The organism is Georgenia soli (genome assembly GCF_002563695.1).
GTDB classification, from domain to species: Bacteria; Actinomycetota; Actinomycetes; order Actinomycetales; family Actinomycetaceae; genus Georgenia; species Georgenia soli.
In genome coordinates this window covers 580,880-596,826 of sequence record NZ_PDJI01000004.1, presented here as the reverse complement: position 1 = coordinate 596,826, position 15,947 = coordinate 580,880, and the positions used below count along the sequence as shown (strand labels likewise).

The window sequence follows — 15,947 nt, the reverse complement described above, 5'->3', positions numbered from 1 at the left end:
AACGGACGCCCGGTCCCGGTCACGCACAGGCGACGGGCGGCGCGACCGCGGTCCGGATGGCGGGACAGAGGGTGGAACCTGGCGACAACGCATACGGACGTCTGTATGGTTATGCAGGTGTCCTTCTCCGTCGCCGTCGCAGGCGCCTCCGGGTACGCCGGGGGCGAGGTCCTGCGCCTGCTCCTGAACCATCCCGACGCCGAGATCGGCGCCCTGACCGCGCACTCGAGCGCCGGGCAGCGCCTGGGCGCGCACCACCCACACCTGCGGCCGCTCGCCGAGCGGGTCCTGCAGCCCACGTCCGCCGAGGTGCTCGCGGGCCACGACGTCGTCGTCCTGGCCCTGCCGCACGGCGCGTCGGGGGACATCGCGGCCGCGCTCGAGGACGCCGGTTCCGACGCCCTCGTCCTGGACTGCGGGGCCGACCACCGCCTCACCGACGCCGCCGCCTGGCAGCAGTTCTACGGCAGCGACCACGCCGGGTCGTGGCCGTACGGTCTGCCCGAGCTCATCCTGGCCGACGAGGGTGAGCGGCAGCGCGAGAAGCTGCGCGCGGCCCGCCGCGTCGCGGTGCCGGGCTGCAACGTCACCGCCGTGACGCTGGCCCTCCAGCCGGGCGTGGCGACGGGCCTGGTCGACCCGGCCGACGTCGTCGCCGTCCTCGCCGTGGGCTACTCCGGCGCCGGCAAGGCCGCCAAGCCGCACCTGCTCGCGGCCGAGGGCCTCGGCTCGCTCGCCCCCTACGCGGTCGGCGGCACCCACCGGCACGTCCCGGAGATCGAGCAGAACCTCCGTGCCGCCGGCGCGGACACGGTCCGGCTCTCGTTCACCCCGGTCCTCGCGCCCGTCTCGCGGGGCATCCTCGCCACGGTGACGGCGCCGCTCAAGGCCCACGTCACCGCGGAGACCGTCCGGGCGGCCTGGCAGCAGTACTACGGCGACGAGCCGTTCGTGCAGCTGCTGCCCGAGGGGACCTGGCCCACCACCGCGATGGTCACCGGCGCCAACACCGCCCTGGTGCAGGTGGCGGTCGACGAGCGGGCCGGCCGCGTCGTGGCCGTCTGCGCCATCGACAACCTCGTCAAGGGCACCGCCGGCGCCGCCGTGCAGTCGATGAACCTCGCGCTCGGCCTGCCCGAGACCACCGGCCTCACCACCGTGGGGGTCGCGCCGTGAGCATCACCGCACCCGCCGGGTTCCGCGCCGCCGGCGTCACCGCGGGCCTCAAGGCGTCCGGCAGCCCGGACGTCGCCCTTGTGGTCAACGACGGCCCGGACCACGTGGTCGCCGGCGTCTTCACCTCGAACCGGGTCGTGGCGGCGCCCGTGACCTGGTCGCGCACCGTCGTCGGTGACGGCGTCGCCCACGCCGTCGTGCTCAACTCCGGCGGCGCCAACGCCTGCACGGGCCCGGAGGGCTTCGCCGACACCCACCGCACCGCCGAGCACGTCGCCGAGGTCCTCGGGATCTCCGCGGGCGACGTCGTCGTCTGCTCCACCGGCCTGATCGGTGAGCGGCTCGACCTGCCGGCCCTGCTCGGCGGCGTGGACGCCGCGGCCGCCGCGCTCTCCGCCGACGGCGGCCCCGACGCGGCCCGCGCCATCATGACCACCGACACCCGGCCCAAGCAGGCGCTCGTCACGCGCGGGGCCGACCGCGCAGCCGCGGCCGCCGGGACCTGGTCCGTCGGCGGCATGGCCAAGGGCGCCGGCATGCTCGCGCCCGGGCTGGCCACCATGCTCTGCGTCCTCACCACGGACGCCGCCGTCGACGCCGGGGACGCCGACGCCGCCCTGCGGACCGCCACCGCCGTGACGTTCGACCGGGTCGACTCCGACGGGTGCATGTCCACCAACGACACCGTCGTGCTCCTCGCCTCGGGCGCCTCGGGCGTCACCGTCTCACGGGAGGAGCTGGTCGAGGCCGTCACCGCCGTGTGCGCGGACCTCGCACGCCAGCTCGTCGCCGACGCCGAGGGCGCCAGCCACGACATCGCCGTGACCGTCACCGGCGCCACCACCGAGGACGCTGCCGTCGCGGTCGCCCGGGCGGTGACCCGGTCCAACCTCTTCAAGGCGGCCGTCTTCGGCAACGACCCCAACTGGGGCCGGGTGCTCTCCGCCGTCGGCACGGTGCCGGTGGAGGTGGCCCCGTTCGAGGCCGACGCGGTCGACGTGACCATCAACGGCGTCACCGTGTGCCGGGGCGGCGGGGTGGGGGAGGACCGCACCCTGGTCGACCTCGCCGCGGCCCGCGAGGTGAGCGTCGTCGTCGACCTCCACGCGGGCGACGCCACCGCCACCGTCTGGACCAACGACCTCACGCACGACTACGTCCACGAGAACAGCGCGTACTCCACATGAGCGAGCAGACCACCGACTTCCCCGCGGGCCCCGAGGGCCTCGACGTCGAGCACCACCTGTACCCGGTGCACAAGGCCGAGGTGCTCATCCAGGCGCTGCCCTGGCTGCGCCGGTTCTCCGGCGCCCGCGTCGTCGTCAAGTACGGCGGCAACGCCATGGTCGACGAGGAGCTCAAGCGCGCCTTCGCCAAGGACGTGCTCTTCCTCCACCAGGTCGGCCTACGCCCCGTCGTCGTGCACGGCGGAGGTCCCCAGATCTCCACGATGCTCGAGCGCGTCGGCCTGGAGTCGGAGTTCCGCGGCGGGCTGCGCGTCACCACCCCGGACGTCATGGACATCGTCCGCATGGTGCTCACCGGGCACGTCCAGCGCGAGCTGGTCTCCCTGCTCAACGCCGACGTCGCCCACGCAGTGGGCCTGTCCGGCGAGGACGGCCGCCTCCTGCAGGCGGTGCGTCGTCCCGCGCTCGTCGACGGTGAGCCCACGGACGTCGGCCTCGTCGGCGACGTGGTGGCGGTGGACCCCCAGGCCGTGGAGGACCTCCTGGCCGCCGGACGCATCCCGGTCGTCTCCACGGTGGCCGTGGACGCGGACGAGCCGACCCAGGTGCTCAACGTGAATGCCGACACCGCTGCGGCGGCGCTCGCCGTGGCCCTCGGTGCCACGAAGCTGGTAGTGCTCACCGACGTCGAGGGGCTCTACCGCAGCTGGCCGGACCGGTCCTCACTCGTCTCCCACATCGGGGCGTCGGAGCTGGCGGGCATGCTGGGGTCGCTGCAGTCGGGGATGGTGCCCAAGATGGAGGCGTGCCTGCGCGCGGTCCGCGGCGGCGTGCCCCAGGCGCACGTCATCGACGGCCGGCAGCCCCACTCGATGCTGCTGGAGATCTTCACCGACGAGGGCGTGGGCACCCTCGTGGAGCCCGACGAGGAGGACGCATGAGCGAGCGGACGAACACCGAGCCCGGCCCGGCCGGCGCGGGATGGACCGAGCGGTACCGCGGCTCGGTCATGAACACGTTCGGCGACCCCCAGCGCGTGCTCGTGCGCGGCGAGGGCGCGTGGGTGTGGGACGCCGACGGCAACCGCTACCTCGACCTGCTCGGCGGCATCGCCGTCAACGCGCTCGGTCACGCGCACCCGGCCCTGGTGGAGGCGGTCACCGGCCAGCTCGGCAAGCTCGGCCACGTGTCGAACTTCTTCACCACCCCGGCGCAGGTCACGCTCGCCGAGCGTCTGCTCCAGATCGTCACGCCCGGCGGTGCGCCGGCAGGTTCGCGCGTCTTCCTCGCCAACTCCGGCACGGAGGCCAACGAGGCCGCCCTCAAGCTCACCCGGCGCCACGGCGGCCCCGCCCGCCCGCGCGTGCTCGCCCTGGAGGGCGCCTTCCACGGGCGCACCATGGGCGCGCTGTCCCTGACCCACAAGGCCGCCTACCGCGAGCCCTTCGAGCCGCTGCCCGCCGGGGTGGAGTTCCTGCCCTTCGGCGACCTCGCCGCCCTCGAGCAGGCCATGGCCGACGACGTCGCGGCCCTCTTCCTCGAGCCGGTCCAGGGGGAGGCCGGGGTCCGTCCGCTGCCGGACGGCTACCTCGCCGTCGCCCGCCGCCTCACCCGCGACGCCGGTGCCCTCCTCGTCCTCGACGAGGTCCAGTCCGGCATGGGACGCACCGGTGCCTGGATGGCCCACCACCAGCTCGACGGCGGAGCCGTCGTCCCCGACGTCGTCACGCTGGCCAAGGGGCTGGGCGGCGGCATGCCGATCGGCGCCGTCGTCGCCCTCGGCGAGCACGCCGCCACGCTGCTCGGACCCGGCCAGCACGGCACCACGTTCGGCGGGAACCCCGTCGCCGCGGCCGCCGCGCTCGCCGTCATCGGCACCGTCGAGGCCGAGGGACTGCTCGCCCACGTCACCGAGACCGGCGCCGCCTGGCGTGCCGCCCTCGAGTGCGTCGACGGCGTCACCGAGGTGCGCGGCGCCGGGCTTCTCCTCGCCGTCCAGCTCGACGCGCCGGTGGCGAAGGACGCCGCCGCGGCGCTGCTCGCGGCAGGCTTCATCGTCAACCCCGTGCGGGAGGACGCGATCCGGCTCGCTCCGCCGCTGGTCCTGACCGCAGAGCAGGCGGCCACGTTCGTCGACGCGCTGCCGGCGGCGCTGACCGTGGCGCGGCAGGCGGTGTCCGCGTGAGCGCCGAGGAGACCGCCGTCGCACCGACGGACAGCGCCGTCGCGCCGACGAAGGCCGCGCGGCACGCGATGATCGCCCAGATCCTCACCCGCCACGCCGTGCGCTCGCAGTCCGAGCTGCGCGAGGCCCTCGCCGCGCGGGGTGTCCACACGACCCAGGCCACGCTCTCCCGCGACCTCGACGAGCTGCGCGCCCAGAAGGTCCGCGGCCAGGGCGGGGAGCAGGTCTACGCCCTCCCGGTCGAGGGCGGGGCCCGGTCCGCCGTCGCGGCGGAGGACTCCGAGCAGATCGCCGCACGGCTGCAGCGCTGGTGCGCCGAGGTGCTCGTCAGCGCCGACACGACGGCCAACCAGGTGGTGCTGCGTACCCCGCCCGGCGCCGCCCAGCTGCTGGCGTCCGCGATCGACCACTCGGTGCTGCCCGGCGTGCTCGGCTGCATCGCCGGGGACGACACCGTCCTGGTGATCGTCCGGGACACCCCGGGCGCGCAGGCGCTGACCGCCCGGCTGCTCGACCTCGCCACCCGGGGGCGAAGCCGGCCCGGAACCGGACCGGGCCACCCAGACCAGATCTGACCAGCGCGGGGCGCCCCCGCACCACCAGCCACGCGGCACGTCCCGCGACAGAACCACCAGGAGAGACCCATGAGCGAGAACACCACCACCACGTCCGGCAAGGAGCGGATCGTCCTGGCCTACTCGGGCGGGCTCGACACCTCCGTCGCGATCGGCTGGATCGGCGAGCGCACCGGCGCCGAGGTCATCGCCGTCGCCGTGGACGTCGGCCAGGGCGGGGAGGACCTCGAGGTCATCCGCCAGCGCGCCCTCGACTGCGGTGCCGTCGAGGCCTACGTGGCCGACGCCCGCGAGGAGTTCGCCACCGAGTACTGCATGCCGGCGCTCAAGGCGAACGCCATGTACATGGACGCCTACCCGCTGGTCTCGGCGCTCTCCCGCCCCGTGATCGTCAAGCACCTCGTGCGAGCGGCGCGCCAGTTCGGCGCCACCACCGTGGCCCACGGCTGCACCGGCAAGGGCAACGACCAGGTCCGCTTCGAGGTGGGCATCACCTCGCTCGCGCCCGACCTGAAGTGCCTGGCCCCCGTCCGGGACCTCGCGCTGACCCGCGACGTCGCCATCGAGTACGCCGAGACCCACAAGCTGCCCATCGAGACGACGAAGCACAACCCGTTCTCCATCGACCAGAACGTCTGGGGCCGCGCCATCGAGACCGGCTTCCTCGAGGACATCTGGAACGAGCCGACGAAGGACGTCTACAGCTACACGGACGACCCGACGTACCCGCCGCTGCCCGACGAGGTCGTCATCACGTTCAAGGAGGGCGTGCCGGTGGCCATCGACGGTCACGCCGTCACCCCGCTGCAGGCGATCCAGGAGATGAATCGCCGCGCCGGCGCCCAGGGCATCGGCCGCATCGACATCGTCGAGGACCGGCTGGTGGGCATCAAGTCCCGCGAGGTCTACGAGGCCCCCGGCGCGATGGCGCTGCTCGCCGCGCACAAGGAGCTCGAGAACGTCACGGTCGAGCGGGAGCAGGCCCGGTTCAAGCGGGGCGTCGGCCAGCGCTGGACCGAGCTGGTCTACGACGGCCAGTGGTTCTCGCCGCTGAAGCACTCCCTCGACGTCTTCATCGACGACACCCAGCGTTACGTCTCCGGCGACATCCGCATGGTGCTGCACGGCGGCCGCGCCACCGTGACCGGGCGCCGGTCGGAGCAGAGCCTCTACGACTTCAACCTCGCCACCTACGACACCGGCGACGCGTTCGACCAGTCGCACTCCAAGGGCTTCATCGAGATCTACGGCATGACGTCGAAGCTGGCGGCCGCCCGGGACGTCTCCTTCGGCAACGGCGTGGACCTCAGCGCGCCGGCCAACCTCAGCGCCTGAGCGAGGCCGGAAGGGCCTGACGGAGATCCGCGGGATCTGACAGAACCGAGGATCGGGGCGGCGGCACCTCCGGGTGCCGCCGCCCCGATCTGCACGCCCCAGAAGCCCCCTCCCGGTGAGAGGTCAAGTCCTCCGTGAGTTGTCAACTCCTCCCTGAGACGTCACGTTCTCACCTGGACCGGCCAATGACTCGGGTCCAGGCGTCGTCGCGACTCGGCGAGAAGTTGACCTGTCGGGGAGAAGTTGACGTCTCGCGCGCCAGGGAGGGCCGGCGGGTCAGCCCAGGGTGGCGACGAGGACGGCCTTGATCGTGTGCATCCGGTTCTCGGCCTGGTCGAAGACCACGGAGGCCGCCGACTCGAAGACCTCGTCGGTGACCTCGAGCGCGTCCATGCCGGTGCGCTCGTAGATCTCACGGCCGACGGCGGTGCCGAGGTCGTGGAAGGCCGGTAGGCAGTGCATGAACCGGACGTCGGGATTCCCGGTGGCGGCCATGAGGTCGGCGTTGACCTGGTAGTCGCGCAGGAGCGCGATCCGCTCGTCCCAGGCCTCCTTCTTCTCACCCATGGAAACCCACACGTCCGTCGAGACGAAGTCGGCGCCACGGACCCCGGCGGCGACGTCGTCGGTCACCATGATGCGGGCCCCGGTGCGCCCGGCGACGTCCTCCGCCTGCGCCACCACCTGCGGGTCCGGCTGGAGCCCGGCCGGGGCGACCAGCCGCACGTCCATGCCGAGCAGGGCCCCGGACACGAGGATCGAGTGGGCGGTGTTGTTGCGGGCGTCGCCGACGTAGGCGTGCACGATCTCCGTCTCCGGCTTCCTCCGGCCGCCCACGACCGGCGCGTGCTCGCGCATCGTCAGGCCGTCGGCGAGCATCTGCGTGGGGTGCCACTCGTCGGTCAGCCCGTTGAAGACCGGCACGCCGGCGTACTCGGCGAGGGTCTCCACGTCCGCCTGGCGGGAGCCCCGGTACTCGATGCCGTCGAAGAACCGGCCGAGCACGCGGGCGGTGTCCTTGAACGACTCCTTGTGCCCGATCTGCGAGCCCGCGGGGTCCAGGTACGTCACGTGGGCGCCCTGGTCGTGGGCCGCCACCTCGAAGGCGGTGCGCGTCCGCGTCGACGTCTTCTCGAAGATGAGCGCGATGTTGCGGCCGGTCAGCCGCCGGGTCTCCGTGCGGGCCTTCTTCTCGGCCTTGAGCTGCGCGGCGAGGTCGAGCAGGTGACGCCACTCCTCGCTGGTGAGGTCCAGCTCCTTGAGGAAGCTACGTCCGCGCAGGTCGATGGTCACGCACTCACCCTTTCGTCCGGGGGACCGCCCCGCCGCCCGGCTCCGTCCGCGGAACGCCGTCAGATCCCGTCCCGGATCGTAGGGCAGGTCAGGCAGCGGGGGCCGCCGCGTCCGCGACCCAGCTCGGCGCCCGGCATGGTGAGCACCTCGATGCCGGAGTCACGCAGGTAGGTGTTCGACGTCGTCGTGCGGTCGTAGGTGATGACCACCCCGGGCGCGACGGCGAGGGCGTTGCAGCCGTCGTCCCACTGCTCGCGGGCCGCGGAGTGGACGTCCTGCTCGGCGGTCAGGATCCGGACGTCGCCGATCCCGAGGGTGTCGGCGAGGGCGTGGTGCATCCGCTCGGCCGGGTGGTCGGCGATCTGCAGGTCGGTCGGGTCCGCGCCCGGGGTGATCGTGTACGAGGGCAGCATGCCCAGCCCCGCGTACTTGAGGAAGGAGCGTTCGTCCACCATCGTCATGACCGTGTCCAGGTGCATGAAGACGCGCGCCTTGGGCATGGCCAGCGCGAGCACGCGGTCGGCGGACCCGGACGCGAACAGGCGTGTCGCGAGGCGCTCGACGCCCTGCGGGGTGGTCCGCTCGGACATGCCCACCAGGACGGCGCCGTCCCCGAGGACCAGGACGTCGCCCCCCTCGACGGTCGCTGCGCCGTCGTCCAGGCCGTCCGACCACCGGTGGTGGCCGCCGACGGCGAAGCGCGGGTGCCAGCGGTAGATCGCCTCATACGTCACGGACTCCCGCATGCGCACCGGCATGCGCATCGAGTTCACCGCCACCCCGTCGTAGATCCAGCTCGAGGTGTCCCGGGTGAAGAGGTGGTTCGGGAGGGGGGCCAGCACGAGGTCGTCCGCGCCGAACGTGTGCATCACGAGAGAGTGCGGCTCGTCGGTCCGCTCGAGCAGCTCCCGCTTGGTCAGGCCGCCGATCAGCAGCTCCGTGAGGTCGGCGGCGTCGAGCGCCTCGGCGGACGCCCGCAGCAGGGGAGCGGCCGCCGGGCCGTGGACCCGTTCGTCGAAGACGTGGTCCAGCACGTACCCGCGGGCCTCGGGGACGGCGAGGGTCTCGCGAAGCAGGTCCGCCAGCTGCAGCACCTCCGCGCCCGCTCCGGTGAGGAGCGCGCACAGCTCGTCGTGCTCCTCCTGGGCCCGCCGGACCCAGACGAGGTCGTCGAAGAGCAGGTCGTCCATGTTCTCGGGCGTCAGGCGCAGCAGCTCGATGCCGGGGCGGTGCACGATCACCTCGCGGAGACGTCCCACCTCGGAGCCGACGTAGGGCGCGGTCCATCGCTGCATCGGCACACGGTACCGACCGGCGGGCGGACCGGTGTGCATCGCACCGCCGCGGCACGGCAAGATCGCTCCCATGGAGACCACCGCCCCCGACGACGTCACGCCCGAGTCCCACCTCAGCCTGTGGGGCGGCCGTTTCGCGGGCGGACCGGCCGACGCGCTGGCGGCGCTGAGCCGGTCCACCCACTTCGACTGGCGCCTGGCCAGGTACGACGTCGCCGGCTCCCGGGCGCACAGCCGCGTGCTGCACCGCGCCGGGCTCCTCGACGACGACGAGCTCGCCGGCATGCTGGCCGCCCTCGACCGGCTCGACGCCGACGTCGCCTCGGGCGCGTTCGCACCGGGCGCGGACGACGAGGACGTCCACACGGCGCTCGAACGGGGCCTGATCGAGCGCGCCGGCGCCCACCTCGGCGGCAAGCTCCGCGCGGGACGCTCCCGCAACGACCAGATCGCGACGCTCGTGCGCATGTACCTGCGCGACTCCGCCCGCGAGCTCGCGAACGGCGTGCTGGACGTGGTCGACGCCCTGATCACCCAGGCGGCCGACCACCCCGACGCCGTCATGCCCGGGCGCACCCACCTCCAGCACGCGCAGCCGGTGCTGCTGGCGCACCACCTGCTCGCGCACGCCTGGCCGCTCATGCGCGACGTCCAGCGCTGGGTCGACTGGGACAGCCGGGCCGCCGTGTCGCCCTACGGCTCCGGCGCGCTGGCCGGCTCGTCCCTGGGCCTGGACCCCGACGCCGTAGCCGCGGACCTCGGCTTCGACGCGAGCGTGGAGAACTCGATCGACGGCACGGCGTCCCGCGACGTCGTCGCCGAGTTCGCCTTCGTCGTCGCCATGACCGGGGTCGACCTCTCCCGCCTGAGCGAGGAGGTCATCCTCTGGGCCACCAAGGAGTTCGGCTTCGTCCGCCTCGACGACGCCTACTCCACCGGGTCATCGATCATGCCCCAGAAGAAGAATCCCGACGTCGCCGAGCTCGCGCGCGGCAAGGCCGGCCGGCTGATCGGCGACCTGTCGGGCCTCCTCGCCACGCTCAAGGGACTCCCGCTGGCCTACAACCGCGACCTGCAGGAGGACAAGGAGCCCGTCTTCGACGGCGTCGACACCCTCGAGCTGCTGCTGCCCGCCGTGGCGGGCATGGTCGCCACGCTCACCTTCGACACCGGGCGCATGGCGGCGCTCGCCCCGCAGGGCTTCTCCCTGGCCACCGACATCGCGGAGTGGCTGGTGCGCGAGGGGGTGCCATTCCGCGTCGCCCACGAGGTGGCCGGCTCGTGCGTGCGCGTGTGCGAGGAGCAGGGCAAGGAGCTGTGGGACCTGACCGACGACGAGCTCGCCGGCATCAGCGAGCACCTCACCCCCGCGGTGCGCGAGGTGCTCAGCGTGGAGGGCTCCATCGCCTCCCGCGACGGCCACGGCGGCACGGCCCCGGTCCGGGTCGTCGAGCAGCTCGCCCGCGCCGGCGCGCTCTCGGCCGACCTGCGCCGCTGGGCGGAGGGGGATGTGCCCGACGACGGAGCCGAGGACGGCGGCGACGAGGTCCCGGCGGGTCAGGCCGCCGCACCCGCGCGCCCCGACGAGGCCTGACCCGGTGGCCTCCGGCGACGGCGGGGCTCTGCCGCGGGGGCGGACCGGGGCCCCCGCTGCGGCGCCCTGGCACGAGCTGCTCTCCCGTCCCGCGGTGGAGGCCGCCCCGCTCGTCCTCGGGTCCGTGCTCACCGTCCGCACGCCCGACGGCGGGACCGACGTCGCGCCCGGGACCGTCTCGGTCCGTCTCACCGAGGTCGAGGCCTACAGCGGCGAGTCCGACCCCGGCTCCCACGCCTACCGGGGGCTGACCGACCGCACCGCGCCGATGTTCGAGGCGGGCGGACGGCTGTACGTCTACTTCACCTACGGCATGCACTGGTGCGCGAACCTCGTCTGCGGCACCGCCGGCACGGCGTCGGCCCTGCTGCTGCGCGGCGCAGAGGTCGTCTCCGGCGTCGAGGTGGCCCGCTCCAGGCGCCCCGCCGCCCGACTGGACCGCGACCTCGCTCGGGGTCCCGCACGGCTCGCGCAGGCGCTCGGGCTGACGGGGGCTGACAGCGGTCTCGAGCTCGCCGTCGGCGGCCGGGCCGAGCTGGTGCCCGGGGAGCCGGTCGACCCCGCCCTGGTGCGCACCGGCCCCCGGGTCGGCGTGGCCGGCGCGGGAGGTGACGGGGCGCGGTACCCCTGGCGGTTCTGGGTCGACGGCGAACCCACGGTCTCGGTTTACCGGCCGGCCGTGCCCAGGCGGCGCTGACATCCCCCTCACCGGGCTGCCTGGCGCGAGCCCTCAGCCGCCGACGCGGCGGGGCGGGACCTCACGAGACGCGGCGGGGCGGGACCTCACGAGACGCCGCGGGGCGGAACCCCACGAACGGGTGGGTGCGGACAAACTCACGGGCTGCGCCGTCGTCGCGGAGGTCGCCCCAGCCCAGGACGGTCTGGAAGAAGCGCACGCGGTAGGGGTGCTCGAGGCGGAAACGTGCGACGACGGCGAACGCCTCCTCGTCGCTGAGGAAACGGTGCTCCGGCCGGAACGACGCTCGTCCGATCCGGACGTTCACGGCGGGACCCACGCGCAGGTTCCTCACCCAGTCGGTGTCCGGGCCCCAGCCCGCGCAGATGACGGCCTCGCGGGCGGCCCGGTCGATGTGCAGCACCATCGCCACGGTGGCGTAGGGGCGACCTGATCGACGGCCGACATGCGTGAACTGCAGGAACGTGTGGCCGAGGAGCCAGCCGGCATCGTGGCGGTAGGCGTTCAGCGGCATCCGGAAGACGGTGAGCGCGAGCCGACCGGGCTTGCGGCGGAGCCCCAGCAAGGGGCGTCCGGTCGTGCGCCGTCCCGGGGTCGCAGCAGGCGTGACCATGGGGATCGGACCTCCTCCACCCCGGTGCGTCGTTGCGTCACCACCAGGGAACTGCGCCGGGCCCTCGTTCCGCAAGGGGTCCCTGGCGCCGGGGGAACGGGCGTGGCCGCACGGCAGGGGGACGTCTGGTCGGGCCGGCGCTCCGCCGTGGCTGCCCGGCGTGCGGCCGGTGGCGCACAGGCTCCGCCGGGCACGGCACACTGGTACCCGTGCCTGGCGAGGCGTCAGGCCGGAGAACGAGAGGCGGAAGAGTGACGGACATCCTCGACGATCTGAAGTGGCGCGGGCTGCTGGCCCAGTCCACCGACATCGAAGCGCTGCGCGCGGCGCTGTCCGAGGGGCCGGTCACCTATTACTGCGGCTTCGACCCGACGGCGCCGAGCCTTCACCACGGCCACCTCGTGCAGCTGGTCCTCATGCGGCACCTGCAGCTGGCCGGGCACCGTCCCATCGCCCTCGTCGGCGGCGCCACGGGCATGATCGGCGACCCGCGCATGTCGGGGGAGCGCGTGCTCAACAGCAAGGAGACGGTGGCCGGCTGGACCGACCGGCTGCGGGGCCAGATCGAGCGGTTCCTCGACTTCGCGGGCGAGAACGCAGCCCGCATGGTCAACAACCTCGACTGGACCGGCCAGCTGAGCGCGATCGACTTCCTGCGGGACATCGGCAAGCACTTCCGGCTGTCCAACATGCTGGCCAAGGACACGGTCGCCCGACGGCTGGCGAGCGAGGAGGGCATCTCCTTCACCGAGTTCAGCTACCAGATCCTCCAGGGGATGGACTACCTCGAGCTCTTCCGCCGCTACGGCTGCACCTTGCAGACCGGCGGGAACGACCAGTGGGGCAACCTCACCGCCGGTGTCGACCTCATCCGGAAGGCGGAGGGCGCCGGGGTGCACGTCCTGACGACCCCGCTGATCACCAAGGCGGACGGCACGAAGTTCGGCAAGTCCGAGGGCGGGGCCATCTGGCTCGACGGCGAGATGCTGAGCCCGTACGCCTTCTACCAGTTCTGGCTCAACACCGACGACGCCGACGTGGTCCGCTACCTCAAGGTGTTCACCTTCCGTACGAGGGAGGAGATCGCCGAGCTGGGGGAGGCCGTCGCTGAGCGCCCGCAGGCTCGCGAGGCGCAGCGGGCCCTGGCGGAGGACGTCACCACGCTCGTGCACGGCGCCGAGGCGACCGAGCGCGTGCAGCGGGCCTCCCAGGCGCTGTTCGGGCGCGACGATCTTCGGGAACTCGACGGTCGGACGCTCCGGGACGCCGTCGCGGAGCTGCCGCGCGGCGAGGCGACCGTCGGGGAGTCGACGGTCGTCGACCTTCTTCTGGCGAGCGGGCTGGAGAAGGGCCGCTCGGCGGCGAGGCGGACGATCGCGAGCGGCGGCGCCTACCTGAACAACGAGAAGATCGACGACGAGGACCATGTCCTCTCCTCCGGCGATCTGCTCGCCGGTGGGTACGCCCTTCTGCGCAAGGGACGCAAGAACCTCGCCGTCATCGCCACGAACCACGCGTAGCGGGTGGCGGCAGAAGGGCGGGGCACCGGTCGGTGCCCCGCCTTTCGCATATCTGCCCCGTGTCGATGGGCGTTCGCGTCCGCCCGGTCGACAGCGACCAGTTCTGGCCGGGACCGAAGAAGGCCTCCAGGTCGGCCGTAAGCGAGGCGCAGCCATGGACGCAAGGAGACGCGCGTGTGAACCTCTGTGGGTCAGGTCTCAAGAGCTTCCGGCGCCTGCTGAGGAGCGCTGAGGGGGCCGCTCGCCGACAAAACCGCAGGTCAGAGCCCTGACGGGCAAGTCCGGGCACTGTCGAACAACGAAGTTGACGACGCCTGAGGGGGGACGTAATGTACTTCCTGCTGCACCGGCCGGGAGGCGCGGACGAGAGCGACCGAGAGGTGCTCGAGGCCGATCCCCGCGGGGCAGAATCCTTGGACATCGAACCGGTGACACAGTCATCGGCTGCTGATCGTCCCGGGAGGCCAGGAACGACGAGCTGGCCGGCGGAGCGCGGGGAACCGCGCGAAGTTGACAAGCTGGTCGCGAGTGGTTAGGTTTGAGAGGTTGCCCCGGTGGGGGTTCGGGACTGAGGGTTCCGGGTTTCCGCGGTGTGTGTCTGTTCTTTGAGAACTCAACAGTGTGCCAAGTTTTTGATGCCATTTGAATTCTGGGTGTCATGGCTGGTCCGTCGTCTGGCGGGTCTGGTTGTGGTGTCTGGGGTTTTGTTTTGTTTTGGTTTGCGTGCCTGGTCCTGCTCCGTCGGGTCTGGGTGCGTTGGCCTGGATTGGCCCCTTGTCCTGCTTTTTGGGTGGGTGGGGGGTTCTCCGTATGGATTGTCGGGGCGCGCCTTCGGGTGTGGTTCGGCGTTTGTTTTTAACGGAGAGTTTGATCCTGGCTCAGGACGAACGCTGGCGGCGTGCTTAACACATGCAAGTCGAACGATGATGGCCCGGGCTTGCCCGGGTCTGATTAGTGGCGAACGGGTGAGTAACACGTGAGTAACCTGCCCCTGACTTCGGGATAACCGCGAGAAATCGTGGCTAATACCGGATATGACGCCTTGCCGCATGGTGGGGTGTGGAAAGACTGTGTCGGTTGGGGATGGGCTCGCGGCCTATCAGCTTGTTGGTGGGGTGATGGCCTACCAAGGCGACGACGGGTAGCCGGCCTGAGAGGGTGACCGGCCACACTGGGACTGAGACACGGCCCAGACTCCTACGGGAGGCAGCAGTGGGGAATATTGCACAATGGGCGCAAGCCTGATGCAGCGACGCCGCGTGAGGGATGACGGCCTTCGGGTTGTAAACCTCTTTCAGTAGGGAAGAAGCTCTTCGGGGTGACGGTACCTGCAGAAGAAGCGCCGGCTAACTACGTGCCAGCAGCCGCGGTAATACGTAGGGCGCAAGCGTTGTCCGGAATTATTGGGCGTAAAGAGCTCGTAGGCGGTCTGTCGCGTCTGCTGTGAAAACGCGGGGCTCAACCCCGCGCCTGCAGTGGGTACGGGCAGACTAGAGTGCGGTAGGGGAGACTGGAATTCCTGGTGTAGCGGTGGAATGCGCAGATATCAGGAGGAACACCGGTGGCGAAGGCGGGTCTCTGGGCCGTTACTGACGCTGAGGAGCGAAAGCATGGGGAGCGAACAGGATTAGATACCCTGGTAGTCCATGCCGTAAACGTTGGGCACTAGGTGTGGGACCCATTCCACGGGTTCCGTGCCGCAGCTAACGCATTAAGTGCCCCGCCTGGGGAGTACGGCCGCAAGGCTAAAACTCAAAGGAATTGACGGGGGCCCGCACAAGCGGCGGAGCATGCGGATTAATTCGATGCAACGCGAAGAACCTTACCAAGGCTTGACATACACCGGAAACGCCCAGAGATGGGCGCCCCGCAAGGTCGGTGTACAGGTGGTGCATGGTTGTCGTCAGCTCGTGTCGTGAGATGTTGGGTTAAGTCCCGCAACGAGCGCAACCCTTGTCCTGTGTTGCCAGCGGGTTATGCCGGGGACTCATGGGAGACTGCCGGGGTCAACTCGGAGGAAGGTGGGGATGACGTCAAATCATCATGCCCCTTATGTCTTGGGCTTCACGCATGCTACAATGGCCGGTACAAAGGGCTGCGATGCCGTAAGGTGGAGCGAATCCCAAAAAGCCGGTCTCAGTTCGGATTGGGGTCTGCAACTCGACCCCATGAAGTCGGAGTCGCTAGTAATCGCAGATCAGCAACGCTGCGGTGAATACGTTCTCGGGCCTTGTACACACCGCCCGTCACGTCACGAAAGTCGGTAACACCCGAAGCCGGTGGCCCAACCCTTGTGGGGGGAGCCGTCGAAGGTGGGACTGGCGATTGGGACGAAGTCGTAACAAGGTAGCCGTACCGGAAGGTGCGGCTGGATCACCTCCTTTCTAAGGAGCTCACTCACACCGCCCCCTCCTTCGTGGGGATCAGCTGGTGGTGTGCAGGTGGCCGCGCCCGGGCCGAACGTGTCCGGGGTGGTT

The 15,947-nt window shown here is 71.4% G+C and carries 12 protein-coding genes and 1 rRNA gene; 10 read left to right on the top strand and 3 right to left on the bottom strand.

The window, feature by feature from the left end; translation table 11 throughout:
* Positions 1-105: 105 nt before the first annotated feature.
* From argC to ATJ97_RS04055, 6 genes are all read left to right on the top strand, one after another.
* Positions 106-1,176: an N-acetyl-gamma-glutamyl-phosphate reductase gene (gene argC, locus ATJ97_RS04080; RefSeq protein ID WP_098482646.1), complete on the top strand. Its 1,071-nt coding sequence runs from the start codon at positions 106-108 to the stop codon at positions 1,174-1,176.
* Positions 1,173-2,363, top strand: a complete 1,191-nt coding sequence (argJ, locus tag ATJ97_RS04075; RefSeq protein ID WP_098482645.1) for a bifunctional glutamate N-acetyltransferase/amino-acid acetyltransferase ArgJ — start codon at positions 1,173-1,175, stop codon at positions 2,361-2,363. The genes argC and argJ overlap by 4 nt, the downstream gene beginning before the upstream one ends.
* Positions 2,360-3,304: an acetylglutamate kinase gene (gene argB / locus ATJ97_RS04070; protein ID WP_098482644.1), complete on the top strand. Its 945-nt coding sequence runs from the start codon at positions 2,360-2,362 to the stop codon at positions 3,302-3,304. Before argJ ends, argB begins: the two co-directional genes overlap by 4 nt.
* On the top strand, positions 3,301-4,548 hold the full coding sequence (locus tag ATJ97_RS04065; RefSeq protein WP_098482643.1) for an acetylornithine transaminase: 1,248 nt from the start codon (positions 3,301-3,303) through the stop codon (positions 4,546-4,548). The genes argB and ATJ97_RS04065 overlap by 4 nt, the downstream gene beginning before the upstream one ends.
* A 68-nt stretch (positions 4,549-4,616) precedes the next feature.
* Positions 4,617-5,123 (top strand): arginine repressor, encoded by a 507-nt coding sequence (gene argR, locus ATJ97_RS04060; protein WP_098485211.1) that lies wholly within the window; start codon positions 4,617-4,619, stop codon positions 5,121-5,123.
* A 69-nt stretch (positions 5,124-5,192) separates the two neighbouring features.
* On the top strand, positions 5,193-6,458 hold the full coding sequence (locus ATJ97_RS04055) for an argininosuccinate synthase (RefSeq protein ID WP_098482642.1): 1,266 nt from the start codon (positions 5,193-5,195) through the stop codon (positions 6,456-6,458).
* Between the two features lie 276 nt (positions 6,459-6,734).
* Here ATJ97_RS04055 and argF read toward each other — a convergent pair whose 3' ends face one another.
* Together argF and ATJ97_RS04045 are read right to left on the bottom strand one after the other, a co-directional pair.
* Complete coding sequence (gene argF, locus ATJ97_RS04050; RefSeq protein ID WP_098482641.1) at positions 6,735-7,751, bottom strand: ornithine carbamoyltransferase; 1,017 nt, start codon at positions 7,749-7,751, stop codon at positions 6,735-6,737.
* A 59-nt stretch (positions 7,752-7,810) separates the two neighbouring features.
* Positions 7,811-9,046: an arginine deiminase gene (locus ATJ97_RS04045; RefSeq protein ID WP_098482640.1), complete on the bottom strand. Its 1,236-nt coding sequence runs from the start codon at positions 9,044-9,046 to the stop codon at positions 7,811-7,813.
* A gap of 70 nt (positions 9,047-9,116) precedes the next feature.
* Between ATJ97_RS04045 and argH the strand changes: the two genes are divergently transcribed.
* Both argH and ATJ97_RS04035 read left to right on the top strand, forming a co-directional pair.
* Positions 9,117-10,640, top strand: coding sequence for an argininosuccinate lyase (gene argH / locus ATJ97_RS04040; RefSeq protein ID WP_098485210.1), 1,524 nt, complete (start codon positions 9,117-9,119; stop codon positions 10,638-10,640).
* A 28-nt stretch (positions 10,641-10,668) separates the two neighbouring features.
* A complete protein-coding gene (locus tag ATJ97_RS04035; protein ID WP_483866841.1) occupies positions 10,669-11,337 on the top strand; it encodes a DNA-3-methyladenine glycosylase in 669 nt (222 codons plus the stop codon).
* 61 nt (positions 11,338-11,398) lie between these two features.
* Here ATJ97_RS04035 and ATJ97_RS04030 read toward each other — a convergent pair whose 3' ends face one another.
* Positions 11,399-11,950 carry a nitroreductase family deazaflavin-dependent oxidoreductase gene (locus ATJ97_RS04030; RefSeq protein WP_098482638.1) on the bottom strand — a complete coding sequence of 184 codons (552 nt, stop codon included), beginning with the start codon at positions 11,948-11,950 and terminating at the stop codon, positions 11,399-11,401.
* Between the two features lie 251 nt (positions 11,951-12,201).
* On the opposite strand from ATJ97_RS04030, the gene tyrS reads away from it, so the two are divergent.
* On the top strand, positions 12,202-13,470 hold the full coding sequence (gene tyrS / locus ATJ97_RS04025) for a tyrosine--tRNA ligase (RefSeq protein WP_098482637.1): 1,269 nt from the start codon (positions 12,202-12,204) through the stop codon (positions 13,468-13,470).
* A gap of 855 nt (positions 13,471-14,325) precedes the next feature.
* A 16S ribosomal RNA gene (locus ATJ97_RS04020) occupies positions 14,326-15,854 on the top strand.
* Positions 15,855-15,947: the final 93 nt, after the last annotated feature.